Source organism: Haemophilus parainfluenzae (assembly GCF_900450995.1).
Taxonomy (GTDB): domain Bacteria; phylum Pseudomonadota; class Gammaproteobacteria; order Enterobacterales; family Pasteurellaceae; genus Haemophilus_D; species Haemophilus_D parainfluenzae_O.
This window is the reverse complement of record NZ_UGHY01000002.1, coordinates 1-24,135: the sequence shown is the minus strand read 5'-3', so window position 1 is coordinate 24,135 and position 24,135 is coordinate 1. Positions and strand designations below refer to the sequence as shown.

The following is a 24,135-nucleotide window of genomic DNA, read 5'->3' as shown; positions in this document are numbered from 1 at the left end:
CCGCTTTTTTCATTGTTATTTTTATGAGAATTTAGGACGAATTATGCACAACCTTATTTTTGCCATTCTATGTAGTGTTGCCGTATCGGTGTTACTCAAAGTTGCGCGCAAGAAAAATATCATTATTGAACAAGCAATAGCGTTCAACTATATTATCGCCATTTCATTAAGCTATTTCTTACTCAAACCTGATTTTAAAGGATTGGAATTTACCGAATATTTAGCACAAAGTGATAGCACACCTATTTTCCTGGCGTTAGGTATTTTATTACCAACCGTATTTATCATTATGTCTAAAGCCGTTGAATTTGCAGGCATCGTGCGTTCAGATGCCGCACAACGCTTATCGTTATTTCTACCGATTGTTGCCTCTTTTATTATTTTCCATGAAACATTAAGTCAGCCTAAAATTGTTGGCATTATTTTGGCATTCACCGGTTTATTCTGTATTTTGAACAAATCAAATGAACAAAGTGCGGTCACTTTTAAAGGTATTTTAGGCTTAATCGGTGTTTGGTTTGGTTATGGCACCATTGATATCTTATTCAAACAAGTGGCCAAAAGCGGGGGAGCATTCCCAACCACATTATTCATTGCTTTCTCATTAGCCGCTTGTGTCATGTTCCTGTATTTATTCCTAAAACGCACTCAATGGACTGTGCCAAGCTTTATTGGTGGAATTATTTTAGGTGTATTGAATTTCTTCAACATTCTGTTTTACATTAAAGCTCACCAAAGTTTCGGACAAAACCCAACCTTAGTTTTTGCGGGAATGAATATTGGTGTTATTTGTTTAGGCACCATCACCGGCGCATTTTTCTTTAAAGAAAAAATCAGCAAAATCAACTGGCTTGGTGTGCTTGTCAGCCTTTCAGCAATTTTCTGTTTATATTATTTAGATAAAATTTTGGCATAATTATGGCAAACAATTTTAGTTTTTTTATCTACGATTACGAAAGTTTTGGTATCAATCCGGCAAGTGATCGTCCAGCTCAATTTGCCGGTATTCGTACCGATGCCGATTTCAATATCATTGGCGAGCCTATTATTCTGTATTGCAAGCAAACCAATGATTATTTGCCTGCCCCGGAAGCCGTAATGGTCACAGGAATCACGCCACAAGAATGTAATGAAAAGGGGATTCCTGAACCTGAATTTGCCGCAAAAATTCTAGCTGAATTTTCACAACCTAACACCTGTGTGATGGGTTACAACAACATTCGTTATGACGATGAAATGACTCGTTATACCTTTTACCGTAATTTCATCGATCCCTATGAATATAGCTGGAAAAATGGCAATTCTCGTTGGGATTTACTGGATTTGGTACGGGCTTGCTATTCGCTGCGTCCAGAAGGGATAAATTGGGCTTATGACGATGATGGTATGCCAAGCTTTCGCTTAGAAAAATTAACCAAAGTAAATGGTATCGAGCATGAAAATGCCCATGATGCGATGGCGGATGTATATGCAACCATCGCTATGGCTAAATTAATCAAAGAAAAGCAGCCTAAATTATTTCAATTCTTCTTTGAGTATAGAGGTAAAAGGGAAATTGAGAAGCTAATTGATACCGCGGAAATGACACCATTAGTTCATGTTTCAGGTATGTTAGGGAATTATCGCGGCAATTGTGCTTGGGTGGCACCATTAGCATGGCATCCAACTAATCAAAATGCCGTAATCGTCTGTGATTTATCAGGTGATATTGATAATTTACTCAGTAAAAGTGCGGTTGATTTGCGACAAGATTTATATACTAAGAAAAGTGAGCTAGAAGAAAGGGGAGTTTCATCAGTTCCATTGAAATTGGTTCATATTAATAAATGCCCAATTTTGGCACCAGCAAAAACGTTACTACCAGAAAATGCAGCTCGTTTGGGAATAGACAGACAATATTGCTTAGATAATTTAGCAAAATTGCGCCAATCCTTAGATATTCGCGAGAAAGTTATTGAAATCTTCGCAGAAGAACGCGAATTTGAGCCGAGTGATAATGTAGAAACGGAGCTTTATAACGGTTTCTTTAGCAATGCCGATAAAAACAATATGGCTATTTTACGCGATTTACCAGCTGAAAAATTAGCTGAGCATGGTTTAGCCTTTGAAGATAAACGAATTCCTGAATTGTTATTCCATTATCGTGCAAGATATTTCTACAAAACCCTAAATCGTGCTGAGCAAATCAAATGGCAAAAATATCGCCAACGTAAATTAGAACAAAGTGCGGTTAAATTTGAAGAAAGTTTACAACGGTTAGCAGAGGAATATTCGGATAATCCAACCAAACTGAATTTACTGCAACAGGTTTATGAATACGGAGCAAAACTGTTATCTTAACCTTATACATATCGTGACATGGTCACACAAATACCATTCATCAAAAACGTAAATCTTAATCCCTGAGATTTACGTTTTTCTTTTTTAATCTGATGGTATTCACCTCATAAAATAACGCAGAATTCACGTAGCGTTGTCATTATTTGATACATATAAACTTCTTTATTTTTTCCTTACATAAAAACTTTAGAGTGTATAAATCATTATTTAATCTTGTTACAAGGTATTGCCAATCCAGATTTCACATTACTTTAGCAGCATTCGTGACCTGTGCATAACTCTGTGATCTTATTAATACGTAGCTTTCACTAACCTTGTAATTGATTTCGCATAATGTATATTATGTTAAATAACATTTATAAATGTGTCACAAATAAAAATAGATGACTATCCTATTTCATGCATTACTCAAAATAAGGTGAGTTTCGGCTTATAGATATAAAAGAAATAAATGGATGTCTTTGTGATGGAATAATTAAATTAGAATGAAATTTTGAGATAACGCTACGTGAATTCTGAATACAATTGCATACATCACAATTCAGCAGATTTCATCATTCTTGATCTGATAATGAGAATTTATTTTACATATATTACATAAATGAGAATAATTAACATTGATTTTTCTTTTATTATTAGTGACTTATAAAAAATAATTTAAAAAAATACTTGACCATTCTCATTTGCTGGATTAGAATGCACACCGATGACAAGTTAAGCAGTCTTGTTTTTATTTTTAATCTCTACTTAATAAGGAAAGGAGTTGGTTATGCTTAATAAAGCAATCGCAGATAAGTTAAATGAACAAATCAATTTAGAGTTCTACTCTTCTAATGTTTATTTACAAATGAGTTCTTGGTGTAGCAAACACGGTTACGAAGGTGCTGCAGCATTTTTACTTCGTCATGCTGATGAAGAATTAGAACACATGCAAAAATTATTCAAATATGTGAGTGAAACAAGTGGTATGCCACTTTTAGGTAAAATTGATGCACCTAAGAATGACTACAAATCACTTAAAGAAGTATTTGAAACCACACTTGAACATGAAAAACTCGTTACTTCTAAAATTAATGAATTAGTTGAAGTGACTTTTGCAAACAAAGACTATTCTACTTTTAACTTCTTACAATGGTACGTTGCAGAACAACATGAAGAAGAAAAATTATTCAATAGCATTATTGATAAATTTAACTTGTTGGGTGAAGACGGTCGTTCGCTTTACTTTATTGATCGTGATTTAGCAACATTATAATTTTAGAAGGAGAATACAAAATGTTATCAGCAAACGTAATCAAATTATTAAATGATCAAATGAACCTTGAGTTCTACTCTTCAAACCTTTACTTACAAATGAGTGCATGGTGCGAACAAAATGGTTTTGAAGGTGCAGCTAAATTCTTATCAGAACACGCTGCAGAAGAAATGCAACACATGCGTAAATTATTCACTTATTTAAATGAAACTGGTGCATTAGCGGTAATCACTGCAATTGAAGCACCTGCGCATGAGTACAAATCATTGAAAGAAATCATTGAATTAACTTACGAACACGAAAAATTGATCACAAGTAAAATTAATGAATTAGTGGGTAAAACTTTTGAAGAAAAAGACTACTCTGCATTCAATTTCTTACAATGGTATGTTGCAGAACAACACGAAGAAGAGAAATTATTCAGTGGTATTTTAGACAAATTAAATCTTCTTGGCGAAGATGGCAAAGGCTTATTCTTAATCGATAAAGATTTAGGTAACCTTGCTGGTCAAACCGCTTAATTAGATAATCATAAAGCTTAGTAGAAATACTAAGCTTTTATTTTACTCATAAATTGTGACAACGTATCAAATTATTTTAAACTTCCCTTTTATATTTGAATACAAGTTGATGAAATTTAAAACAACCACACGTTTTTAATGAAATTTTACTTGCAACGAAGTAAGATAAACGTATAATTCAGAGCAACCCAAATGCCTGGGTGGCGAAATTGGTAGACGCAGCGGATTCAAAATCCGCCGGTGAATAACCGTGTCGGTTCGAGTCCGACCCTAGGCACCACATTATAATCCTCGTTCATTGGACGGGGATTTTTCTTTTCTGCTTTTCTATTAATAAAATCAACACTTTACGATACTTAAATATCACTTTTCCACTCTTTTAATCTTATCCAGTATTGCCATTTTTTATGTATTTTTATATATTTTTATGCGTTCATTACGCCAAAATTACGCCAAGCGGTTTAATTTTTGGCGAGTTTTTACGTTTAGAGATTAAATAAAGTGGCAACAGTTAGAAAACGTGGCGATAGATGGCGTGTAGAAGTCTATCGAGACGGTAAAAGAAAATCCAAAACCTGCTCAACAAAGACAGAAGCTATCTTGTGGGGAGCGGAAGAAGAAAAGAAATTAGAGTTAATAGCTAAAGGTATGCAGCCAGAAACGCTATTTTCTGATGTGATTAAGCGTTATTTGAATGAGGTTACGCCAACGAAACGAGGCGAAAAGCACGAATTCAACCGCTTAACTCGTTTTCTGCGCCATCCTATAACAGATAAATATATATCTGATGTTACTCGCCAAGATTTAGAATTGTGGATTAAAGAGCGACTAGAAACCGTTAAAGGTGAAAGTGTTCGCAGGGAGTTATCTACCATCGGGCATATATTCAAAGTTGCCGTTGAGCGTTGGGGTATATCCAAACCTCCCCTATGACTGGATTGCAACAGCCACAAGCAAGCAAACCAAGAACTCAAAGATTTACACAAGAAGATATAGACGAGATTATCAAGATTAGCGGATATAATGAGAGCTTAAAGACTGCTAAGGCTCGCACAGGTGCGGCAGTGCTATTTGCTGTTGAAACTGCGATGAGAGCTGGTGAGATATGCGGATTAACTTGGGGTAATGTAAACCTAGAAAGAAAGACAGCTTATTTACCAATGACGAAAAACGGCAATTCTCGGACCGTTCCACTTTCAAAAAATGCGGTGAGAATACTGGAAAGGTTAAGAGACGAAATAGAACAAGGTGAAACTTGCTTTCAAGTGAAATCAAATATACTTGATGCAACATTTAGGAAGTTAAAGAAAGCGGCCAACAGAGATAATTTACACTTCCACGATACAAGACGAGAGGCATTAACCAGATTAGCTAAAAAAGTTGATGTAATGACGTTAGCGAAAATATCGGGGCATAAAGACATCAGAATACTTCAAAATGTCTATTACGCCCCGAATATGGAAGAGATTGCTGAATTGTTGGATTAAAAAATTTACAAATCTTTACAATTTTCCTCTTGACTTGTTCGTCAAATGCGAACATTATACACCCATAAAGAGAACGCAATGGTGCGACTCTAATCTCAAGGAGAAAATTATGAAAATCACATCTGCAAACTTTGCTACAATCGCAACATCTGAAAACTTTGCTAAACTTTCAGTCTTACCGAAAAACCATCGAAATCCAATCAAAGGACTATTTAAATCAGCAGTTGAGCAATTTAGCTCTGCGAGAGATTTCTTTAAAAATGAAAACTACTCAAAAGAATTAGCAGAGAAATTCAATCAAGAAGCTGTGAATGAGGCGGTTGAAAAATTACAGAAAGCCATCGACTTAGCAGAGAAACAAGGTATTCAATTTTAAACTAAGAGCCGTCATTTGACGGCTTTTCTATAAGGATAACACTATGACACCACTTGAACTAAAAGTCGCAAGAAAGCTGTTGGGTTTATCAACGGTTGAAGCTGCAGAACATATTGGACAGGTCAGCAAGCGTTCGTGGAGTATTGGGAAAATGGTCAAAGAACTATTAAGCCGGATGTTGAAGAACTAATCAACTCCTTGCTATCAAGACGAAGAGAGATTATAGCGGAAGTTTACAACATGGGAGAAAAGGCGAAGGGAATTTCTGTTATTTATTACAAAACCCCAGAATACTGCGAGAACGTTCTCGAGTGGCGATTTTCTCAATCGCTAGCCTCTACTCTATCGTTAGATTTTGGAGCTAAATTGGTCGAATTTGATAAGCAGGATTTTGAGAGATTTATTAAGGAGAATAGGCTGAATGATAGCAAGCCATCTAGAGCAATGTGGGCTGCGTCTAGATAGCTTTATTTATGGAAGAAGTTACTGAACTTCTTGATTAAGGCAGAGTTTCAGGAAATGGTTCTGAATCACCAAAGAATACTATTTAGAGATATAAAATTATTTTAAACCCTATCAGGCCATGGATCGGATGTTGTCCACATCATCGCTGGCGGTCTTAAGTTTTTTGGCCCGATGTCAGGTATTGCATCATTGCCTTTTACTTTAGGGTCTGCGTGATAAGGCGTGAATCGCATAAAATTAGAATCGCCAACCCCGCCCACATAAACACCTGCAACAGCTCGGTTGGTGTCATCATCAAATAAACTAAATCCACAAGAGTCGTCAGCTCTAAAACCAAGAGGGATATTTCCTTGACTGATAACCTCAACTCGACCTGCTTGTCGTGGGCTATAACCTTTTTCGGTTTTGCCCAGATAACCAAACAATCCCCAAGATAACCCGCCCATGTGGCATGATACAAGGTTTCCTTGCCTGCGGAATTTAATGTAAGCACCAGGCTTTAGGTTTTTAGTTACAGCATTAACCAAGCCTGTATCACCATCGGTGACCACCCATTTCCCATTACGTTTTTGCCACTTCCATGCACCCACTCGGCCGCCATCTGATGACTCATAAATGGTGCCGTTAGGCTCCTGCCCTGTTATTTTGCCACCTGTGGTTTCGGGCTTATCAGGACGACCGCTACCAAGTACAACGGTTATGGCTTTAACATCTCGCCCGATTTGCTCGATGACTTCGGGTAATTGTTGCAAAAGGTCCATTAGCTATTTTTACCTTTTTGATAAGCTGCCATTAAGTCCATTGCTTTTAGCGCGTTAATTTGCTCAATCACCTCATCTAGGCTCGATTTAAATTCAGTCAGTTTAGTGGTTAATGCCTCAGGGGCACTGCTTCCGCTTGCTTTGAGTTTGCGTAATTCCTCCGCGAGCTCACGGAATGTATCTAAATCTGCTGATACCTCACCGCCTAACAGGTCATTTTTAAGCTGAGTGACCTTAGCATCAATTTGAGCCAAAATATTTTTGTCTTGCTCGCCTAAGTAAGTTGCAAATTCGGTTAATAATTGCTGGATTGTTTGTGTTGTCATAGTCGTCCTATTTTGTAGTTGAGGATTAAATCAGGTAGAGTTGGAATAATGGGGTTTTCCGCATTTATCACCCTAAATCCTTTTGCCACCTTGATATTAATTTTAGTTTTGGGTTTAAGTGCAACGGAAATAATGGGCTTAGATTGCACTTGCACCTTGATTTTGTTTTTGGGTTTAGCGCTGAGGCACGTCATATGTTATATCCTTACGGGGAGTTATATCCTTACGGAGAGTTATCTTACCTCCGCACAGGGTTTTGATGAGCCCTTGCCCATTGGTTTGTTGCAAATCCCATTTAGCTTGCGTCCAATCGACTTGCTCAGTTTTATCGTGTGAGATGATAAACGTCACCTTATTGTTTTTTACCGATATACTCTCGCTTGTGCTAGATAGGCAAATACGCTCGCCTTTGCTTACAGGCACAATATCGCAATCAAACCGACTGCCTGTAAAATCTAAAGGTTCGCCATCTTCCCCGTAAAACTCTAAGGTTTCCTCTTCATCATCACCGCGAATCCACTTAAAACTAATTTCCTCGTTAAAACTAATTTCCTGCATGTTGCACCGCCTTGAAGCGTTCATCATGTTGTTTGCCCGAAATCTCGCTTTCATAGGCCGTTTTGCAGTGATTGCAGTCAAAGAAAAGGCTATTGATGACGCGATACAGCACACGCCAGCGTTTTTTCGGTTTATCCGCTAAAATAGCACCGCGATAAGTGCGGCTGGAGAGGGTTTCATCCGCTGCGCCACCTGTTAAGGCGTTAAACAGTTGGTCTATGGCAATGACCACGTGATAGCCATAACATTTTAATTTGCTTGGAATTGCCATTGTTCAATCTCCTGTTCAAGTGAGGTTAATTCCTCTGGTGTTTTTAAAGCGAACAAGCGGTCCTCAAATGCCTGACGTTGCCCAATAATCAAGCCAATCGCCACGGCAAACTGGGTGGATTTTTCAATCACTTTGCTAATAAGCACATCGAGCGCACACCACGTACACGAGCAATTTGCGAAAGCATTGGTGTGGGTGTGTTGTGGTCGGCTTGCCATGCGAGAGCCTCTTTTTCCTGACGGTAAAAACTTTCGATTTCCGTTTGTGGGTAGCCCACCAGCAAGCTATTTTTCAGTTGGTCGGCTTTGTCCGCTAACTTATTGAGTAAACCTTCTTTTTGTTGTGCAAAAAGTGCGCTTTGTTTTTCGGCTGAAAGCTCAAATTCTTTTGTCTCCATATTAAAAACGTGAAATTGACTCGGGGCCTTGCCGGAACATTGAATTTTACCGTTTTCCAACCAAACTTTGCCGCCACCTGTTATTGTTTCACATATTTTGTCAATATCTCGTTGTTCTTCTACAGGATGCCATCCATCTATTAGATGGGTATCATGATTTAAATCATCGAAAACTAATTGAGTTAAATTAAATTGTTTCATTAATTTTTTACTCCTATCACAATAACGCTAACATTTGTACCTTTGTTTATACCTATATAAACAACATTACCGCCTGCAAAAATTGCACCGACATTATTTTGACCACCACCAGAATCAATTGCGATTGCAGTGGCCCCACCATCAAAGGATTCGGGGAGATAGTAATTGCCTGATTGATTTATCACACCTATATTCATTCGAATAATCATTAAACGCCCTTGTTTAATTTTATAAACTTCCGCACCTTGATAATGGCTGCCATACCACGTCGCAGTAAACCCATTAATGAGTTCGTTTAACTTATTACTGTATGTATTTAAATTATTATATAATGCATCGAGTGATATCCCGCTTGCGGAAATCACATCACCTGCAGACCGGAAAATACCGTCATGTTGAAAGTGCCATTGTTTATTACCTTGAACATCATCGGTAAGATTAATGACGCCTGATCCAAATTGGTTAATTACACCCGGCGTAACATAACCAAATGAAAAAGACTCGCCATAAATATGGCCATTTGCGACTTTACCCTTTATAAAGGGATAATAGATATTAGCCCCCATAGCGTTCCCTACATCGACATAATAGGGAGCTAATGAGTTATATTGATCAACATAAGCACCTTCTCCTTGCTTGTTGCTCCCATGCCATTTTGCGCCAAGACCACTCTCAGCTGAAAAATTTACGCCATCAAAACCAAATCGTTTTTTGGTTGCTCCATAGGCAATGTAGGCATCATTTGCATTGTCTGTTGCTTGCAATCCAACGGTATGCACCATGTCAACATCAATTAACTTTGTGTCATCACCTATTTGCACAGAGTTGTTATTGTTTGTTGGGTCGTTGACTATGATATTGGGTACAGTTAAGTTGCCTGTCATCGTATCGCCCGATTTTGACACGCGTCCATTTGCGTTATCATTCGCGGTCTTAACCGCAGCACTGGTTGCCACGGTGTCTGCGCTATTGCTATTTACTGCAGAGGATTTTTTGCTGTTTGGGATAACATTGCCAAGCGCACGTGTGTTGGAGTCAATAAGCTGTTTTAGCTGATAAGCGGTTTTAGGCGTTAATGCTAAATCTTCACTTTGGCTATCGTAGCCAGTGTAGAGTTTGGTTATCCCATATTGAGTTAATGTCGCCTGAGCAATTTCACTCAATGCAAATCCCCAACGTACCCAATATTGGGAATTTGATTCATTCGGGCTGTTATTTTTACTATTTTTTAATGCTCGGTAGCTTACGCCATCAAACTGCACGCAAGAGCCTTTAGTATAGTCTTGCGTAGCAGACCATTCGGGTAGCCCTCGTTGCATCAAATAAGCGTGTTTTTCGTCAAGTCGTTTAAATAAGAAGTTAAACCACTCCATAGGAGGGATGCCTTGAGTTTGGTCAAACGTAATCCCCCAACCACGCAATAAGTCAGGGAAATTATCGACCTCACCTTGTTTTGCAGATGACGCAAAAATGCTTTCATCTGGCTTATTTACTAATGCCATATGTGACCTCTATATTAGGTTGAAAAGATATTGCACACCTGCTTGGCGTGGCAGTATATCTAAGTGGTTGATTGCGAATTTCTTAAAATCAGATGTGATAGTGCTTGGAACAGAGATAGAGACGGTCATATCGTAGTTATCCACGATGTGACAACCTTCGCCAAAAATAAATAGGCACGCCTCAATTAAGTTTGGTAGCGTGCCTATTTGGTAGTTTTTGAGGATTCTGCATTTAATTAAGAATCGATAATCATCATCAGATAATCTGACAGAATCAGACAGTGGGTCTCGTTTCCGATACCATTGCGCACCGCCTAGCCTTTTTTTGCTAAATCCCAGTGCATTAGGCGAATTGCGGAAACCGAAAAACTTACGCAATTGATAGCCATTAATAACCCGAAATTGCCCGACGTGTTTACCGACCAAATCAAGCTGATGCCCTGTGGCCGTTTCAATATTCAGCACATCTTGCAATCGATATAAATCGATAAAGCCTTGCCCGATAATGTTTTCAAATAGCTTAATCGTTGAGACGGCTTTGGGCTTGTTTCGGTATTGCCAAATCAACAAATCAGAATAGCCCATTATTCCACCTCAATGGTTATATCCGTTGCTAAAATTCGGATTAATTCACGTGGTTGTGCGGTAATATTTTCCGTGGTGAGAGACTGCCCTTTGCGCCCAATTTTTAGTTCTTTCACCCAGAAACCACCCACTTTATTAATTGGCGAATAAAGTCGGGAAAGTGAAAGATTTTGCCCGATGCCAAAGCGTTGAATGGATAATAATCGCTTGATTTCATCCTTATCTACTTCAGTAAAATCTTCGTATCGAACACAACGCATAGACACTTGCACATCAACAGGCGTTGCGCGGTCGAACCGCAATGCTCTACGTTCGCCATTTACCGTTAAAGTTGTTTCTGTAGCACCTTGCAACCCGACCCCTGCTCCTTTATTTTCATAAATAACGTGAGCGATTTGCTCATCTTCACCGCCATCGACAATAACATTCAACGAATTAGGCTCAACCCCATATTTATCACGTTGTTTAGTATTGTTTTCTAGCACTTTAACTTGTCTAACATCAGGCAATGCGGCAATTTTTGACTGGATAGCATCGGCAGAATTTTGCGCATTTTTAGTTCGGCTGATGAAAAAAACGTTCTCGTAATTGCAAGTCGGTTTCTTCTTCCTCGCCAATTTCGGCATTTTCGAATGTGGTTGCCGAGGTAAGACCAAGCGTAACGGTCTCAATGGTTAAATTCGTGTTTTTTATGAGGTTAAACGCACCCAATTCTTCGCTGCGGAAGTCCGCACGGGTGGAGCCATTACTATCTAGCTGCACATCTGCCGTTAATACCCATCGAACTTTATGTGGGTCAGACACTACAATCCCTGCATAAAGGTGAGTTAAAGGCTCCCCTGTCAAAATTACTGAGCGCAAATAGCTATAGCTTGCCGCTCGTCTTATCAATCCTGCATAAGCGACTCGTTGATCGAGCCAAGCACCTGTCGCAACATCAGGATCTAACTGTCGATATACGTTCTCGGCAAGCTCCTCAATATCCATCTTCATCTGAGCAAGTAAGCCCACCATTTGCCCATCGGGTGAGTTGGGCGATAGGTCGATATTCTGCCCATAGATTTGTCTAAATCCATCTTCAAATCGTGCTACGATTTCGTTTAATCGATCAATTTGAATGCCTGTTTCAATCAGTTTTGCCATATTTTCTCCAATAAAAAACCCGATCGGAAATGATCGGGTTGTGATTTTAAGCACGCCTAAAGCCGCTTACAGTTTCCCGTAAGCGGTAAGTGAGGTCGGATTTTCCGTTGTTTTTAGAAGTCGATTTTGACTGCTTTTGGATTAAAGCCTCGCAAGTGTTTTAATACACGCCAATTTGTCATTGGGTCAATCTCAAACTCTTGTGTAATGCGGTTTAAGATTTTGTTTGTTGAGCGTAACACGCTTAAATATTCGTAAGCCTGTCCGTAGATTTGCCCACTCATGTTCGAGCCTAGAACGTTAAAGGCTCTCTCAATATGTTGGAATGTGCCGACGCCACGTTTGAAAGCAAACCATAACCAAATAAGCTGTTGGAGTTCGTACTCGGTAAATTCAAAGCTGAATTTCTTTTCACGGCTAGGCAATTCAGCCTCAGTGATTAATTCCCCTTCTAAAATTATTTTGTGAACATACTCTACTGCTTGCGGTAATTGCTCTAATGTTAAATCTTCGATTGATTCCACATTAAAGCGTTGATGGACTAAATGATAAGCCTCAGAATAAATTAAGCCTTTCTTGCTAACTAACATATTTACAGCATTGCGTAGGCCTGTGCGATCATCTACCGTAGTTTTGCGTTCTGCTTTACCATTAAACCAATAATCATGTAACGCTTGATAACACTCTTTTTTGTATTTGATTAATGTGTCACGGATTTCTGGGTTACAACGATTAATATCAATACCAAATAACCAACCGTTTAAATATTCGATTGGTAAGCAGATCATTTGATAATTCTTACTATCACTTCCAGTCATATTCATGATGAATATAACTGAATTTAGTACATCATCACGTCTAATTCGATTGTATTGCGATTCCCATTGAATGCCGATATTTTCACAAATAGGCTTCATAGCAACATAATGCACGCCATTTTGTTCAACGGTAATTAATGACTGATTGTTGAATGAAATTGTTTGAGTTGAGATTTGATTAGACATAACTGTCTCCTACTGTTTCTTCGATATTTTTAAGATGCCGCAAGTTGGGCGCCAAGTGGTTCGAAGGCTGCAGTAAGTCAGCTGGACATATTTCCCTTTCGGGTATTGTATTAGTCGCCCACTCGGCATAGATAAGATATGGTTATGCGTAATGAATGTTTAATGGCAATAAACAAACAAGGTTGCTAAATTTTACGCATAAAAAAAACCGCTATGCTATCGGGAGCGGACTAACCGCTTACTGCTAATAAGGCTTCGACACCTTGAGCAGATAACTATCTGCTTGATAAAAATAATAATGAAAAATCCCCTTGGGTGTCAAGGGGATTTGTAACTATTCTTCTGATAAATCTTCATCATCAGATTCAATAATATCAGTATATTTGTGCTCTTTCTCCATTGCCAAGGATTGATAATATTCCGACGCTTCGGCCAGCATTGTAAACTCAATTTTAGCATTGCGTTTTTTGACCTCGTCGGCAATTATCTCTAATGGTACCTTAAAGAACTCTTTACGTGGATTGACACGGTTTACTTGATGATCCGCAAACACCTTGTGCAATTCATTTTCTAATGCTGGCGCATCTTCACTATAGATCAATGCGTGAACATCAAAAGAGAATGGCACGCTAGCATCGCCCAATTCTCTTATACGGTCTAATGGCTCTAATCGGCGTGTCATACCAATTTTAAACACATTCTCACCAAATGAACCAATATTACTAATTACATAAACATGCCCGGATTTCGTTAGTTGAGCTTGAGAAATAGCCCTCTGGCTATTTTCCAAGGCTTCTTGATATTTCAGCTCCAACTCGGCGATTCTTGCCTGAAGCTCAGTGTTAGCCTGATCTTTCTCAAGCAGTTTCCGAGCATTTTCCAACTCTTTCTCGGCATCTCGTTGAGCTCTTTCCGCCTCAGCTTTAGCTTTCTCTAATTCTCTTTGTGCTCTAGCCTCTTCTCTCATTTCCTCTTTAATTCTGGCTTGTTCTGCCTTTTCTTCCTCTTTCTTCAAGGCATATTCATAGGTAGCCATTAATTCTTTTAGCTTAAGAGCTAAATAAGCTGGATTAATAGATATTAAATTGTGTTGATTTAGCTTATTAATATGCTCATAAGAATGTTGGATTCCATTTCGTATTTTTTCAAAATTACTACTGCTAACTTTACTAATCAGCGCATCACATTCATTATTGAAAGCTCTTAAAGCTAAATCAATATTATTTTTTGTCATTTTAGCACCTTGCTTTTTAGCATCTTTACCTGTCCCAACAGTCCATGTTGTAGAGCAAGTACAAGCCAAATTACTTTTAAATAGTGCTTTTTGCTTTTCTCTTAATTCAAGAATTTTTGCTTTATATTCTTCAGAGGTATCAAAGCTAAATATAGGCTGGTATAATCCAACTCTTAATAAAGCCCCTTCTGGTTCATAACTCTTAAGCTCATCCTTAATTAAAGATAACTCTTTTGACTTTTCATTAATCTCATCTTGTAGGTGTTTAATTTTTGATGATAGGTCGTTATATTCCGATTGTATCTTTTGATCCTTGCCTTTTTTTATTTTCTTTATAATCAGATAAACAAGATAAAAAGGGCTAAGTAACATTAAAATTACAATAATTGTGGCAAAAATATTGCTTGGTTCCATAGTATGCATCCTTCATTAAAAATAGGAGTATCTATTCTACGGAACCAAAATTGTTTATGTAGATTTTTAATCAGAAATTTTCTATTTTGCGATCTTCATCACAAAACTTTACTTAATTTAACCACACTTTAAGCGTCATAACGTGCGGTTTGTTGCTGTCCGTAAATATCTTGGTAATCAATCGATATGGTCAGCTTGCGTGTATCTGCATCAAAATTAGCTTGGTAATCAGTTATTCTGCTTACACCTTCAGTTTCCAACACATAGCGTTTTATTTTGATTTCCCAGTCTGCCATATTTACCCCTCGCCCCATTTGTTCAAGCAAGGCAAACCGTGTTCTAGGTCTAAAAACCAGTCATTAGCAAATGACCAAAGGCGAGTTTGTACATTTTGAGCAATGGCATCTGATTCTGTTGCGTAGTTTGAAAAGCCTTGCCAAATGTCCAATCGTGCTCTTTATTAAGTCGTCTTACTCTCATTCTGGCACTCCTGTTTTTACCGCCACTGTCGCCTGTATGTTTATGGTTTTTCACTGAAATACACTTGCTTTTACATCTGTATCGCTCGAGATAACGCCTGTGGAGCTATGCGAGCCTGTTTGCGAGGTATGGCCCTGATGTTCGATATTTCCTTTAATCAAAATCGAGCCGTTTTTGATTCTGATGTATGTGCCGCCATCAAGGGTTTGCATTGATAACCCTTCGGTAAAAAATCCGCCAATAGCTTTCGGCACAGAGCATATGCCAGGAATAAACATCGCATCGGATAAATCATGTAGCCTAAAATCTAAAGGCGTTGATGCGTTACCGTTTTGCCACCATCCGTCAATGCAACGCTCGGAAAATATCGCTATCCCCTCATCACCTGCTTTAAGCGGGAATGTCACTGCAAAGCCCCGCCACGAGGAAAACTCACAGGCACATCAAGAAGTGGCGGTATATCTGCCCCACTCCATCGACTAACTGCATTTTTATTGTATGGCAAGTGATACAGTTTGTTTTGGCTGGGTCAAAACTCACCACTTTTGCAGGAAGTGCAGTATGTAAATTAGTTGGTTTTGTTGGATTTGATGGTCGGTTGCGGTTTCTGGCGTTGCTAAGGTTTGTGCGTAGGTTCATTAAATATAACCTTTGATTTATATTTTAAATATGTTATGATTTGCATAACTTAAAAGTTATGAGAGTTTTATGTTCGAGTTATTATTTCACCCTGAAGCATTCGCTGAAATTGAAGCCTTATCTCCAATAATGCGAGCTAAAGCGTTAAATGCTCTGGATAAGTTAGAAACATTAGGCAGTGAGCTTCGTTTCCCGCATACGCGCGCAATGGGTAATGGTTTATTTGAACTGCGCGCTGGCAATAAAGATATTTCGCGCACCTTTTTTGCTTTTGCCATAGGGAAGAAAATTTACATCCTGCGCACTTTTGTTAAGAAAACACAGAAAACCCCACCGTCAGAAATTGAATTAGCTTTAAAACGTTTAGGAGAAATGACCGATGAAAGTTAAACCGATAAGTTACAAACAAGTAAAAGAGACCTTACTTCAAGACGAAGAAACTAAAGCACTTTATTTGCAAGAAAAACGTATTGAGGAACTGCAATCACTACTCCAAGAAATGCGTATTCGTGCAGGTCTCACTATTTCTCAAGTTGCCGAAAAAATGGGTGTAACTCAACCGGCAATCAGCAAATTAGAAAAGAATGCCAGTCGGGCTTCATTTCTAACACTACAACGCTATGCGCATGCTTGCGGTGCCGAATTGCGTGTCGGTGTCATTTAATATAAATGACTGCACTTAACAAAAGTGCGGTCATTTTTTCCTGTCTTTTTTGTCCGTTTTTTTAGGCTTTTCTACCTTTTGGAATTTGCCCCCGACAACCGTCATCTTGCTGTGCCAATCCCCACCGATACCATCGCCAGAATGCGCAAGTTTTACAATCTTGTACTCCCCATTGAAGTACTCAATGATAGATTCAACTTTCACAAGTCCGCCAATTTGTAATGCAGGGTTGAGTAAACAAGTGAGCTCTAGTCCCTCATCGGTTTGTTCTGGTGCATTAATCATTCCTGTATCTTGAGAAATCAGTACAGCATCATCACTTAGCACTTTATCTTTCGGCAGAAAAATAAGCGAGCCATCTTGGATAGACCAATCAGCCTTATTATTGCGCGCAATTTTAGTGAGAATATCTCGGCTATTGCCGTTTAATACCCTACCACGAGGGAGTTTGCGCTGATTAGGAATGTCAATGGCACCAGACTGTACTTTAGGCATGGTCTTTTGCAATTCCTCAACAATCTGTTTGTCTGTTGCTCCTGCTTTTAATGTTGTTTTAGCTCTCGATTGAGTGTAGGCTTGATGCCCGTCCGAACACTCAAGCGTAAGGACAAAATCCAATCCCTCTCGTTGGATTCTTGTCTTGGTAATATCTCCCGCATAGATTTGGCGTAACTCGCCATAACCAACTGATAAGGCAACTTTCTTATAGTCTTGGCTTAATAATTGGTTGATATGGTCTCGATTTAAGTTCCACACTTGGATTTTAGCGGGATTAGGCTTTTCATTGATGGTTTTATCAATTTCAAACGCAACACGTAATTGCTCAATGCTTAACGTTCTTGGTCGTTACTAATGTCGAGTTTCCAACGTCTGCCAAATTGTTTCATTGTCTCTCCTTGCGCTATTTAGCAAGTTCAATAAGGACATTTGCCAACGGTGTAATACATAAAGCAAACAAGCCAAGCGCAACGATAACAATAGAGAATGCGATTGCACCTCGCATAATCGGACTTGCATTTGTTTCCATTTCTAACCCTCTTTTAAGTGTATTTTTAACTTAGTTTTGCTATACTTACTCAAAATTTGTTCCTTCTTTATTGGGAAAGTTGGAATAAAAACCCCGATAGTGCCTAGCTATCGGGGTTATTTTTATCTATTAATTTACGATGCCTTTTCGCCTATATACAAAAAGCATCGAGTGCCCAAATCTTCCATACTCATTGGGTCTAATTCAGCACCACTTTCATCGTCCAAATAGAAGAAATAAGGCTGCGTACTGCGAGCCAATAATGGCACTCCGCACGCGAGCGCATGACCTCGACAAATCTGTTTTTGATTTACTGGCTCAAATACATCCATTGCCCAAAACTGTCCAATACTATTAAATCGCAAGGTTAAGCGGATTTTTATGCCGTTAAATTCAAAAGTTTGCTCCTGATAAGGATGTTGTGTTAATGGAATTTTACGCATACGTCTCACCACCATTTAAAAAGATTGAAAAGCGAAGAGGTTCTTTTAGGTGTATCGTTCTTTGGTTGAGTAGAACCTTGCTGTGATTTTGTTGCTGATTGAGTCGCTGCTCGACCGCTTTTACTTTTACCCGATACCCCTGTCTTAGATTTAGATTGAGCTGTTTGCGTCTCAACAATAAATATCTCACGAGCCGTTATGGTAAATGTTGCACTGCCATCTTGTGACTGATTGACCGCTACAGATTGGATTAGCATGTTTTTGTACAAGTTAATCCCTGTCTGTATATCAATGGTTTCCCCTGATTTCTGGCAAGCAACAAGGTCGGCATAGCATTTTTGCACTCTGCTATCCCCTGCACTGCTATCTAGCAATCCGCCTAGCCCAAAGTCAGGCAAAAAAGGGGCAATGGTTCGCGCTTGATTAAGAATGCTCTTCGCTTGACTATACGCACCTGCAACTTGGCTAATCGCTCTCCCCGCTCTTGCGATAGTTTGCGATGTTTGAGTGATAACCTTAACTGGCAGAGGAAAGTTGTTAAGAAAGTCTATCCCGCCACGAATATTGCCGATAAACGGAAGGTCTAAACCAAAAGTCGAATGGTCGTGATCAACCATTACACCATTAATGGTAACTTGTTTAGGCTGAATAACTGCATGGTCAGCAATGGCAGCCCCTGATTCAATCGGGTTTTCTGTAATAGATAAATCCGACTGATGGTCTTCTGTTGTAACCACATCGAATGTTATTGTGCCAATACTACGATTGGATACTTGTGCAAAATTTAACATAGAGGCTACCCCACAACAGGTGAAAGTTGATTATTGATCGCGCGAGCCGATTGGTCTGCCACTGCTTTTGGATTGTCCGTGCCTTGGATATTTTGCGTAATGGTGATTTTGTTATTGCTGTTTTTGACACTGTTATCCGCATTTGAAGTTTTATTATTGACTCCTGCCGCAGCAACTTGAGGAGCCGCTGTGTAAGATGGGTCAAACATCATCGTGTCATAGGCTTTCGCATTTTGACTTGCTGTTCCCACCTTTTCGCCACTATCACTAAACCACCCTTTTATTGTATCAACAATCGGTGCGATATATTGGTCGTAATAGCCCTTAACCCAATCAAATGCACTTTGGAATGGCTTTTTAATCCAGTCGGTGACTTGGGCGAACTTGGTCTCGATAACATCCAAATCTAACTGTTCGCCAGTAAATAAATTCCACAAACCACCAACAAGCGCGAGCCCAAGCTTAAACGGTAACTCAAGCATATCTGTGATGAGGGATAATGTTGCACCAATTGGATCGACACTAAAGTTATCAACAAAATCTTTCCACGTGGATTTTACCCATAAAAGTGCGCTCTTAAATGGCTTCCAAAATTCACCTAATGCCGTTTCTCCGCCTTCAAGATAAGTGATAAAGTCATCAACAAGTAAAAACAAGGCTGCAACGCCCGCTATAATCAATGTGACAGGGTTGGTCGCAAAAGCTAATAACATCCGTCGACTTAACCACAATAACGCTGCACCTAATGCATAGATTACAGTTTTCCAACCAACAGTATGTTCAACAACATTATCAATGGCCGCGGCTAACTCAAATAAAAATGACAGTATTTTGCCAAAGCCGTTGAGTGCGGTCTTGATAAACTCATTATTCTCGGTAAACCATTTTTGTAAACCGCTCGGCTAATCGCTGAATGGATGGCGCGACACGGAGTGATACATATTCACCAATAGCCTTAAATACTTGAGAAACCTGCGTCAACGCATCTTTAAAAGCGGCGGCAGTTTCTGCATTTTCTGCGTTACCCACCCCAAGTGTAAGTGCGCTTGCAAGGGCGATTTGTTCTTTCAGCTCATCATTACCAAGACGCAAGGTTTGAATCATCGAACCATCAATGCCGAGTTTCGCAAGCATCGCAATTTGCTCTTGCTCGCCCATTGCTTTCATCTTGTCCGAGATTTCACCTAGCATTTCGCTTGAGGTTTTAACATCCCCATTCGCTTTTTTTGGCGCTTAGTCCATATTGCTCAAATGATTTAGCCCCTCGACCGATACCTGTTGCTGCCTCACCTATAACACGAGACAATCCTTCAATAGACGATTGGGCAGCCTGTGCGGATGAGCCATTGACCTCTGCAACCTTACCTAAGTTGTAAATTTGGTCGGCTGATTCGCCCGTGACAGCTGAGAGTTGTTTAATTTCATCGAGTGCATCAAGATTAGCATCAACAAAATTCTTCACTCCGATTGTGGCAGCGTAGAAAGCTGCACCAAATGCCGCAACTTTAAGAGTGGTTTTATTGATGGTAATGCCAAGTAATTCGAATTTATTCAATAAGCCGACTGCCACCATATTGGGTCGCCCACAAGTCAATGATATTGTCAGATAAATTTTCTGTGCTTTTGGCGTTATCTTCTACGGCTTTTGTATCTTTTTCGGTAGCATCGGTTTTTTGCTCAATCGCAGATTTGAGTTTGCCAATAACTTTCTCAACCTGCTCGGCACTTAACCCCGCTTCTTGTAACTCTTTCGAGAGCTGTTCAGTGTTTTCAAGAAAGCTCTCACCAAACTCAGATAAGAGCTTATCCCCTTCGATAAGTTTCTGCACCCACGCATCTAAGGCTTCATCTTCAGAAAGATTTTCTGTTTCAGCTTGTAGTTTTTTCAAGCGATGCAAAAAACTCGCTGAACTCAGGCATGTCTCTGACTTGTTTAGCGGCCTCGTTAGCGGCATCTTCCAACGCTTGACCAAAGGCACCTAAACTTTCTGCTGCGTCTTCAGTGCCGTCTCCAATTGCATTGAGGAATCGCTCAAACTGTTGCATTGCTTGGCTATCCGCATCAATGCCGATTTTAATCAGTAGTTCATCGAGTAGCATTGCGTTGCTCCATTTGATTTAATTCAACAATGACTTCATGGAAAGATAAAAGGTCGGTTAACGAATAAACCGACCTTAATTCGTGTAGTGAACAAAAGTTTTTTTACAATGGGCGTAAAAATAAACCAGTCAACTTTGCTGTCTGACTGGCTTATTTCTTCGCTTTTAGATTGGCTTGAATATTGCTCAGCAATCCGCCCCCACCGATAAAAAAATCAGCAAATTGATACATCAACCCTTCTTTTAATACTGGGATTAAATGCCCACGGTGTTGGTTAAAATGACTATCAAAACGTTCAGACAGTCGTATAGTTTGCCATCTTGCTCACATGAGGTATGTTTAAGCACAATATCCTCAAGCTCTTTAATGCTTGGGTCGCCTAAATTCGCCAATACAGTCGTCAATACGCTTGCACCGAGTTTTTTATTGTTACCTAATGATGATAAATCGACTGATTGCAATAATTTCATTGCATTTTTGAGTGCAGTCCATGCTGTCATCGCATTAGCTGGCGTCATCGTATAAGTGACATTTTCAATATTGATTTGTTTACTTTCCATTATTGAACACCTTTTTCAAGATTCATCGTCATTTTCTCAAACACAATCGTCCAGGTTGTCGCATTGTGTCCATTCCCACGCACGTAAGGCGCAGGCGTGGTGAAATACCCTTTACTTGCCGTGACAACATCATCATTGATTAAATCGCGGATAGCGAGAGTTATCGGTAAATAGGTTTTAATACTGGTTTTTTGTTGATTAAACAACTTAGATAAATAGGCGTTATCCTCAGAATGTTGTTTAATTTTTAGGGTTAATTTGCCTGATTGGTCAGGGTTTGCGATAAATACGCCTGTGCCATTTGCACCAATAACCATTTGCCCCGCATCAACTTGGTTGGTCGCATTAATCACATCTGATCCGTCTGCCCAGTCACTTATTTCTTTGCCGTCTAATAACACGACAACTTGTTTTGGATCGAAAACTGCCATAGTTTTTTCCTCTAGTAGAATAAAGCCAAGAATTTCTCCTTGGCTTTTGAATTATCGGTTATAGTTCACAATCACATCGCTTGAATGAATTGCGCTGCTAATTTCACTGCGGTTTGAATTGGCGTTGCACGGCGTTGCTCACGGTCGCTATCAGATAGCGTATCCATTGGTGCCGCCCATACATAGTAACCTTTCTCAAGATAATCACCTGTCGTCAAGTTACCAAAGCTATCGCCCGTCCATTGACCTGGTGCGAAAGCACCATTGTTTACACCCTCTAAACAAACTTTCTCCACGGCAGCAATTAATACCGCTTGGCCTTTGTCTGTTAATGGGATTTTTGTCGGTGATTTATACAAGCGAGCAAATACCTCTTTTTGCACAGCATCGGTAAACCAGTCTAAGATAACGATTTCATCCGCAAATTTACCGCCCATCACTGTACCTTCAGCAATCATCGCTACATCATCAAAATAGGTGTACACGTTGATGCTAAGCGTTTAGCCTTAGAGAACTCCGTTGCCGTAATTTCATCTGCTGTAATAGTTGGTTGTTGCTTGAATTTAAGCGTTAAGGTTGAATTATTTGCCGCAAAGTTCGTTGATAATAAACGAGCCAATGCGGAAGATGCTGGGTACATATCGTTTTTATCGAACATCGCTAATGTGTGATCTAAACCTGCATCATATAATTTCTTATAGATGTTATCAGCAGACCATTCAAGCTGTTCAACGCGAATAACATTCGCACCAAACATTTTGGTATTAGCTTGCGCGTATTTTGCAGCAGATTCCACTTCACCATCAGTAAGCTGTGCAGCAAACGTAAAGCCATACCACGCATTATTCACTTCGGCTACGTTAAATAATGCCTCTGCAACGGTTTCTTTTTTCAAAGAAATTGATGCCTTGCCTACTTTTCGGCTTGCTTGGCCATTTTCTAATTTAAGCAATGAGCCAATATACTCACCGTTACCACCACTATTAAAGGCGTAATGGATTTCGGTCGCTGTATCTTCTCCAGCGTTGTTAGATGTGATGATAAAACGTTGTCCTACGCTTATCGTAAGAGATAGATAAAGATGAAGGAAGTGCTGTCAATTTCTCTTGGATTTTAACTGCAATCGCATTGAAATCTGATGCATCAGCAAAAGATAGCCCATTTACTTTCTTGGTTTCAGTGCCAATAGTCAGAGTGAATCGACCATTTACAACCGTTTTTAAAACGCTCTAAATCATCCGATAAGGTTGCACCGCTTAATGTGTTTTTGGTTGCATCAATGGTTGCGGGTTCTTTTTGCCAGCGCGCAATAATTAATTGTTTTGCACGAGGGCTTTGAGCAAAAAATGGCTGTGCTGCTTTTGCTGTTTCTGAATTTGTGCCGAACAACTGTTCTACATCACGTTGATTTTCGACATAAACATAACGCGTACTCGCATCAGCAAATGCTTGTCCTGCCTCTGGGCGTGAACAATGCTACTATACCGAATGATTTACGCGCGGCAGATTTTGGCACAGTATTTAACTGCACATTGACAATCTGCGAGATAGATAATGCCATAAGGCTATCCTCCTATTTGTTGAATTAAATGGTTTGTGCGTTGTTCAACGTTTCTATCGGATCTAGAGGTGTATCAACAATGTGATGATGGCTAAATACAACATCAAACTGCCCTCGTTCTTCATAATCTGCCCCAACGGTAGCCGTTAAATTGCGGACATCTGAAAAACGAATCACGCCCCAGTGATTTGATTTTAGAAAAGAAAGAAACGCCGAACTTTGGAAAATGGCTTTTAGCTTGTAACACTGCGCAAGGGAATTCCGACCAAAACAAGAGACGCTAACAGTGCTTTGCATTGACTGAATGATACGCTCACGCTTACCGTCAAATTCTCTCGTGGCCTGCCGATTTCATTACTTGTCATCAAATCCACGGTAATAAAAGCAGGTAAAGGATTTTCAGGGAGCCAGCCAATAACGGCACCATTAGGTAACTGTAAAGCCTGTTGAATCCACTTTCGCAGTTTGGCTGTGTCTAACGCCGATATTGTTGTGGTATCCATATTTTCCCAATTTGCTACGGTTTTTTTTTGTAGGTTTCCCCTTCATAAATAACCAAATCACCTATTTTTAACGGCTTAATGGTGTAGATTTTTAT

At 39.4% G+C, this 24,135-nt stretch carries 36 protein-coding genes, 1 tRNA gene and 4 pseudogenes; 12 read left to right on the top strand and 29 right to left on the bottom strand.

Features of this window, described 5'->3' with window-relative positions; genetic code table 11:
- The first annotated feature begins 43 nt into the window (after window positions 1-43).
- The 10 genes from DX522_RS00175 to DX522_RS12005 all read left to right on the top strand — a co-directional run bounded on the left by DX522_RS00175 (window position 44) and on the right by DX522_RS12005 (window position 6,444).
- Window positions 44-916 carry a DMT family transporter gene (locus DX522_RS00175; RefSeq protein WP_115179397.1) on the top strand — a complete coding sequence of 291 codons (873 nt, stop codon included), beginning with the start codon at window positions 44-46 and terminating at the stop codon, window positions 914-916.
- 2 nt (window positions 917-918) lie between these two features.
- Window positions 919-2,340, top strand: a complete 1,422-nt coding sequence (gene sbcB, locus DX522_RS00170) for an exodeoxyribonuclease I (RefSeq protein WP_115179396.1) — start codon at window positions 919-921, stop codon at window positions 2,338-2,340.
- A 769-nt stretch (window positions 2,341-3,109) separates the two neighbouring features.
- The gene (gene ftnA / locus DX522_RS00165) at window positions 3,110-3,595 is read left to right on the top strand and encodes a non-heme ferritin (protein ID WP_014065387.1); all 486 of its coding nucleotides are present in this window, start codon (window positions 3,110-3,112) and stop codon (window positions 3,593-3,595) included.
- 20 nt (window positions 3,596-3,615) lie between these two features.
- Entirely contained in the window at window positions 3,616-4,116 is a 501-nt protein-coding gene (gene ftnA, locus DX522_RS00160) for a non-heme ferritin (RefSeq protein ID WP_070714008.1), read from the top strand.
- Window positions 4,117-4,310: 194 nt separating this feature from the next.
- Window positions 4,311-4,396, top strand: a tRNA-Leu gene (locus tag DX522_RS00155).
- 221 nt (window positions 4,397-4,617) lie between these two features.
- Window positions 4,618-5,049, top strand: coding sequence for a hypothetical protein (locus DX522_RS11560; RefSeq protein ID WP_262054120.1), 432 nt, complete (start codon window positions 4,618-4,620; stop codon window positions 5,047-5,049).
- Window positions 5,046-5,603, top strand: a complete 558-nt coding sequence (locus DX522_RS00150; RefSeq protein WP_262054119.1) for a site-specific integrase — start codon at window positions 5,046-5,048, stop codon at window positions 5,601-5,603. The genes DX522_RS11560 and DX522_RS00150 overlap by 4 nt, the downstream gene beginning before the upstream one ends.
- A gap of 109 nt (window positions 5,604-5,712) precedes the next feature.
- Entirely contained in the window at window positions 5,713-5,979 is a 267-nt protein-coding gene (gene acrIIC4 / locus DX522_RS00145) for an anti-CRISPR protein AcrIIC4 (protein WP_115179395.1), read from the top strand.
- A gap of 43 nt (window positions 5,980-6,022) precedes the next feature.
- Window positions 6,023-6,169: a hypothetical protein gene (locus DX522_RS11555; RefSeq protein ID WP_262054118.1), complete on the top strand. Its 147-nt coding sequence runs from the start codon at window positions 6,023-6,025 to the stop codon at window positions 6,167-6,169.
- Window positions 6,115-6,444 (top strand): DUF1870 family protein, encoded by a 330-nt coding sequence (locus tag DX522_RS12005; protein WP_115179394.1) that lies wholly within the window; start codon window positions 6,115-6,117, stop codon window positions 6,442-6,444. Before DX522_RS11555 ends, DX522_RS12005 begins: the two co-directional genes overlap by 55 nt.
- 101 nt (window positions 6,445-6,545) lie before the next feature.
- Here DX522_RS12005 and DX522_RS00135 read toward each other — a convergent pair whose 3' ends face one another.
- From DX522_RS00135 to DX522_RS11525, 14 genes and pseudogenes are all read right to left on the bottom strand, one after another.
- Window positions 6,546-7,205 carry a hypothetical protein gene (locus tag DX522_RS00135; protein ID WP_115179393.1) on the bottom strand — a complete coding sequence of 220 codons (660 nt, stop codon included), beginning with the start codon at window positions 7,203-7,205 and terminating at the stop codon, window positions 6,546-6,548.
- Entirely contained in the window at window positions 7,205-7,531 is a 327-nt protein-coding gene (locus DX522_RS00130) for a hypothetical protein (protein WP_115179392.1), read from the bottom strand. Before DX522_RS00130 ends, DX522_RS00135 begins: the two co-directional genes overlap by 1 nt.
- Before the next feature lie 174 nt (window positions 7,532-7,705).
- Window positions 7,706-8,089 carry a hypothetical protein gene (locus DX522_RS00120; RefSeq protein WP_115179390.1) on the bottom strand — a complete coding sequence of 128 codons (384 nt, stop codon included), beginning with the start codon at window positions 8,087-8,089 and terminating at the stop codon, window positions 7,706-7,708.
- A complete protein-coding gene (locus tag DX522_RS00115; protein WP_115179389.1) occupies window positions 8,076-8,360 on the bottom strand; it encodes a DNA helicase UvrD in 285 nt (94 codons plus the stop codon). Before DX522_RS00115 ends, DX522_RS00120 begins: the two co-directional genes overlap by 14 nt.
- Complete coding sequence (locus DX522_RS11945) at window positions 8,339-8,506, bottom strand: hypothetical protein (RefSeq protein ID WP_315972043.1); 168 nt, start codon at window positions 8,504-8,506, stop codon at window positions 8,339-8,341. The genes DX522_RS00115 and DX522_RS11945 overlap by 22 nt, the downstream gene beginning before the upstream one ends.
- A complete protein-coding gene (locus DX522_RS11940; RefSeq protein ID WP_315972042.1) occupies window positions 8,488-8,958 on the bottom strand; it encodes a hypothetical protein in 471 nt (156 codons plus the stop codon). The genes DX522_RS11945 and DX522_RS11940 overlap by 19 nt, the downstream gene beginning before the upstream one ends.
- Window positions 8,958-10,460: a tail fiber protein gene (locus DX522_RS11550; RefSeq protein WP_262054117.1), complete on the bottom strand. Its 1,503-nt coding sequence runs from the start codon at window positions 10,458-10,460 to the stop codon at window positions 8,958-8,960. The genes DX522_RS11940 and DX522_RS11550 overlap by 1 nt, the downstream gene beginning before the upstream one ends.
- Before the next feature lie 9 nt (window positions 10,461-10,469).
- The gene (locus DX522_RS00100; protein ID WP_115179388.1) at window positions 10,470-11,045 is read right to left on the bottom strand and encodes a DUF2612 domain-containing protein; all 576 of its coding nucleotides are present in this window, start codon (window positions 11,043-11,045) and stop codon (window positions 10,470-10,472) included.
- Window positions 11,045-11,554 carry a hypothetical protein gene (locus DX522_RS11545; RefSeq protein WP_262054116.1) on the bottom strand — a complete coding sequence of 170 codons (510 nt, stop codon included), beginning with the start codon at window positions 11,552-11,554 and terminating at the stop codon, window positions 11,045-11,047. Before DX522_RS11545 ends, DX522_RS00100 begins: the two co-directional genes overlap by 1 nt.
- 46 nt (window positions 11,555-11,600) lie before the next feature.
- Complete coding sequence (locus DX522_RS11540; RefSeq protein ID WP_262054115.1) at window positions 11,601-12,188, bottom strand: baseplate J/gp47 family protein; 588 nt, start codon at window positions 12,186-12,188, stop codon at window positions 11,601-11,603.
- Window positions 12,189-12,301: 113 nt separating this feature from the next.
- The gene (locus tag DX522_RS00090; protein ID WP_115179387.1) at window positions 12,302-13,192 is read right to left on the bottom strand and encodes a phage antirepressor N-terminal domain-containing protein; all 891 of its coding nucleotides are present in this window, start codon (window positions 13,190-13,192) and stop codon (window positions 12,302-12,304) included.
- Window positions 13,193-13,526: 334 nt separating this feature from the next.
- On the bottom strand, window positions 13,527-14,840 hold the full coding sequence (locus DX522_RS00085; protein WP_115179386.1) for a DUF4041 domain-containing protein: 1,314 nt from the start codon (window positions 14,838-14,840) through the stop codon (window positions 13,527-13,529).
- Between the two features lie 128 nt (window positions 14,841-14,968).
- Window positions 14,969-15,320 (bottom strand): annotated as a pseudogene (locus DX522_RS11935) (hypothetical protein).
- A 50-nt stretch (window positions 15,321-15,370) separates the two neighbouring features.
- Window positions 15,371-15,727 carry a Gp138 family membrane-puncturing spike protein gene (locus DX522_RS11525; protein ID WP_262054112.1) on the bottom strand — a complete coding sequence of 119 codons (357 nt, stop codon included), beginning with the start codon at window positions 15,725-15,727 and terminating at the stop codon, window positions 15,371-15,373.
- A gap of 301 nt (window positions 15,728-16,028) precedes the next feature.
- Between DX522_RS11525 and DX522_RS00070 the strand changes: the two genes are divergently transcribed.
- Complete coding sequence (locus DX522_RS00070) at window positions 16,029-16,349, top strand: type II toxin-antitoxin system RelE/ParE family toxin (RefSeq protein WP_053465043.1); 321 nt, start codon at window positions 16,029-16,031, stop codon at window positions 16,347-16,349.
- Window positions 16,339-16,623, top strand: coding sequence for a helix-turn-helix domain-containing protein (locus tag DX522_RS00065; protein ID WP_053465044.1), 285 nt, complete (start codon window positions 16,339-16,341; stop codon window positions 16,621-16,623). The genes DX522_RS00070 and DX522_RS00065 overlap by 11 nt, the downstream gene beginning before the upstream one ends.
- A 30-nt stretch (window positions 16,624-16,653) precedes the next feature.
- On the opposite strand, the pseudogene DX522_RS00060 reads toward DX522_RS00065, so the two are convergent.
- From DX522_RS00060 to DX522_RS00025, 15 genes and pseudogenes are all read right to left on the bottom strand, one after another.
- Window positions 16,654-17,510 (bottom strand): annotated as a pseudogene (locus DX522_RS00060) (phage protein).
- A 14-nt stretch (window positions 17,511-17,524) separates the two neighbouring features.
- Window positions 17,525-17,650 (bottom strand): hypothetical protein, encoded by a 126-nt coding sequence (locus DX522_RS11520; protein ID WP_257004065.1) that lies wholly within the window; start codon window positions 17,648-17,650, stop codon window positions 17,525-17,527.
- A 134-nt stretch (window positions 17,651-17,784) separates the two neighbouring features.
- Entirely contained in the window at window positions 17,785-18,093 is a 309-nt protein-coding gene (locus tag DX522_RS00055) for a phage baseplate plug protein (RefSeq protein WP_115179385.1), read from the bottom strand.
- Between the two features lie 5 nt (window positions 18,094-18,098).
- Window positions 18,099-18,884 (bottom strand): phage baseplate protein, encoded by a 786-nt coding sequence (locus DX522_RS00050; RefSeq protein ID WP_115179384.1) that lies wholly within the window; start codon window positions 18,882-18,884, stop codon window positions 18,099-18,101.
- A 5-nt stretch (window positions 18,885-18,889) separates the two neighbouring features.
- Window positions 18,890-19,597: a hypothetical protein gene (locus DX522_RS11515; protein ID WP_262054110.1), complete on the bottom strand. Its 708-nt coding sequence runs from the start codon at window positions 19,595-19,597 to the stop codon at window positions 18,890-18,892.
- A 154-nt stretch (window positions 19,598-19,751) separates the two neighbouring features.
- Entirely contained in the window at window positions 19,752-20,051 is a 300-nt protein-coding gene (locus DX522_RS11510) for a hypothetical protein (RefSeq protein ID WP_262054109.1), read from the bottom strand.
- A gap of 37 nt (window positions 20,052-20,088) precedes the next feature.
- Window positions 20,089-20,457, bottom strand: coding sequence for a hypothetical protein (locus DX522_RS11505; protein ID WP_262054108.1), 369 nt, complete (start codon window positions 20,455-20,457; stop codon window positions 20,089-20,091).
- A complete protein-coding gene (locus tag DX522_RS11500; RefSeq protein ID WP_262054107.1) occupies window positions 20,432-20,773 on the bottom strand; it encodes a hypothetical protein in 342 nt (113 codons plus the stop codon). The genes DX522_RS11505 and DX522_RS11500 overlap by 26 nt, the downstream gene beginning before the upstream one ends.
- A complete protein-coding gene (locus DX522_RS11495) occupies window positions 20,754-20,984 on the bottom strand; it encodes a hypothetical protein (RefSeq protein ID WP_262054106.1) in 231 nt (76 codons plus the stop codon). The genes DX522_RS11500 and DX522_RS11495 overlap by 20 nt, the downstream gene beginning before the upstream one ends.
- A gap of 151 nt (window positions 20,985-21,135) precedes the next feature.
- Window positions 21,136-21,485: pseudogene (locus tag DX522_RS00040) on the bottom strand (phage tail assembly chaperone).
- Between the two features lie 59 nt (window positions 21,486-21,544).
- Window positions 21,545-21,976, bottom strand: a complete 432-nt coding sequence (locus tag DX522_RS00035; protein WP_115179383.1) for a phage structural protein — start codon at window positions 21,974-21,976, stop codon at window positions 21,545-21,547.
- A gap of 71 nt (window positions 21,977-22,047) precedes the next feature.
- Window positions 22,048-22,976, bottom strand: a pseudogene (locus DX522_RS11930) (DUF3383 family protein).
- A gap of 28 nt (window positions 22,977-23,004) precedes the next feature.
- Window positions 23,005-23,163 (bottom strand): DUF3383 domain-containing protein, encoded by a 159-nt coding sequence (locus tag DX522_RS11480; protein WP_262054255.1) that lies wholly within the window; start codon window positions 23,161-23,163, stop codon window positions 23,005-23,007.
- Complete coding sequence (locus tag DX522_RS11475; RefSeq protein WP_262054104.1) at window positions 23,153-23,365, bottom strand: DUF3383 domain-containing protein; 213 nt, start codon at window positions 23,363-23,365, stop codon at window positions 23,153-23,155. Before DX522_RS11475 ends, DX522_RS11480 begins: the two co-directional genes overlap by 11 nt.
- 196 nt (window positions 23,366-23,561) lie before the next feature.
- Entirely contained in the window at window positions 23,562-23,834 is a 273-nt protein-coding gene (locus DX522_RS00025) for an LIC_12616 family protein (protein WP_262054103.1), read from the bottom strand.
- Between the last annotated feature and the right edge of the window lie 301 nt (window positions 23,835-24,135).

Coding starts and splice junctions, on each gene's coding strand:
- DX522_RS00175 (WP_115179397.1), top strand. CDS start 44: ATGCACAACCTTATTTTTGCCATTCTATGTAGTGTTGCCGTATCGGTG.
- sbcB (WP_115179396.1), top strand. CDS start 919: ATGGCAAACAATTTTAGTTTTTTTATCTACGATTACGAAAGTTTTGGT.
- ftnA (WP_014065387.1), top strand. CDS start 3,110: ATGCTTAATAAAGCAATCGCAGATAAGTTAAATGAACAAATCAATTTA.
- ftnA (WP_070714008.1), top strand. CDS start 3,616: ATGTTATCAGCAAACGTAATCAAATTATTAAATGATCAAATGAACCTT.
- DX522_RS00150 (WP_262054119.1), top strand. CDS start 5,046: ATGACTGGATTGCAACAGCCACAAGCAAGCAAACCAAGAACTCAAAGA.
- acrIIC4 (WP_115179395.1), top strand. CDS start 5,713: ATGAAAATCACATCTGCAAACTTTGCTACAATCGCAACATCTGAAAAC.
- DX522_RS11555 (WP_262054118.1), top strand. CDS start 6,023: ATGACACCACTTGAACTAAAAGTCGCAAGAAAGCTGTTGGGTTTATCA.
- DX522_RS00135 (WP_115179393.1), bottom strand. CDS start 7,205: ATGGACCTTTTGCAACAATTACCCGAAGTCATCGAGCAAATCGGGCGA.
- DX522_RS00130 (WP_115179392.1), bottom strand. CDS start 7,531: ATGACAACACAAACAATCCAGCAATTATTAACCGAATTTGCAACTTAC.
- DX522_RS00120 (WP_115179390.1), bottom strand. CDS start 8,089: ATGCAGGAAATTAGTTTTAACGAGGAAATTAGTTTTAAGTGGATTCGC.
- DX522_RS00115 (WP_115179389.1), bottom strand. CDS start 8,360: ATGGCAATTCCAAGCAAATTAAAATGTTATGGCTATCACGTGGTCATT.
- DX522_RS11940 (WP_315972042.1), bottom strand. CDS start 8,958: ATGAAACAATTTAATTTAACTCAATTAGTTTTCGATGATTTAAATCAT.
- DX522_RS11550 (WP_262054117.1), bottom strand. CDS start 10,460: ATGGCATTAGTAAATAAGCCAGATGAAAGCATTTTTGCGTCATCTGCA.
- DX522_RS00100 (WP_115179388.1), bottom strand. CDS start 11,045: ATGGGCTATTCTGATTTGTTGATTTGGCAATACCGAAACAAGCCCAAA.
- DX522_RS11540 (WP_262054115.1), bottom strand. CDS start 12,188: ATGGCAAAACTGATTGAAACAGGCATTCAAATTGATCGATTAAACGAA.
- DX522_RS00090 (WP_115179387.1), bottom strand. CDS start 13,192: ATGTCTAATCAAATCTCAACTCAAACAATTTCATTCAACAATCAGTCA.
- DX522_RS00085 (WP_115179386.1), bottom strand. CDS start 14,840: ATGGAACCAAGCAATATTTTTGCCACAATTATTGTAATTTTAATGTTA.
- DX522_RS00070 (WP_053465043.1), top strand. CDS start 16,029: ATGTTCGAGTTATTATTTCACCCTGAAGCATTCGCTGAAATTGAAGCC.
- DX522_RS00065 (WP_053465044.1), top strand. CDS start 16,339: ATGAAAGTTAAACCGATAAGTTACAAACAAGTAAAAGAGACCTTACTT.
- DX522_RS11520 (WP_257004065.1), bottom strand. CDS start 17,650: ATGGAAACAAATGCAAGTCCGATTATGCGAGGTGCAATCGCATTCTCT.
- DX522_RS00055 (WP_115179385.1), bottom strand. CDS start 18,093: ATGCGTAAAATTCCATTAACACAACATCCTTATCAGGAGCAAACTTTT.
- DX522_RS00050 (WP_115179384.1), bottom strand. CDS start 18,884: ATGTTAAATTTTGCACAAGTATCCAATCGTAGTATTGGCACAATAACA.
- DX522_RS11515 (WP_262054110.1), bottom strand. CDS start 19,597: ATGTTATTAGCTTTTGCGACCAACCCTGTCACATTGATTATAGCGGGC.
- DX522_RS11510 (WP_262054109.1), bottom strand. CDS start 20,051: ATGAAAGCAATGGGCGAGCAAGAGCAAATTGCGATGCTTGCGAAACTC.
- DX522_RS11505 (WP_262054108.1), bottom strand. CDS start 20,457: ATGGTGGCAGTCGGCTTATTGAATAAATTCGAATTACTTGGCATTACC.
- DX522_RS11495 (WP_262054106.1), bottom strand. CDS start 20,984: ATGCTACTCGATGAACTACTGATTAAAATCGGCATTGATGCGGATAGC.
- DX522_RS00035 (WP_115179383.1), bottom strand. CDS start 21,976: ATGGCAGTTTTCGATCCAAAACAAGTTGTCGTGTTATTAGACGGCAAA.
- DX522_RS00025 (WP_262054103.1), bottom strand. CDS start 23,834: ATGCAAAGCACTGTTAGCGTCTCTTGTTTTGGTCGGAATTCCCTTGCG.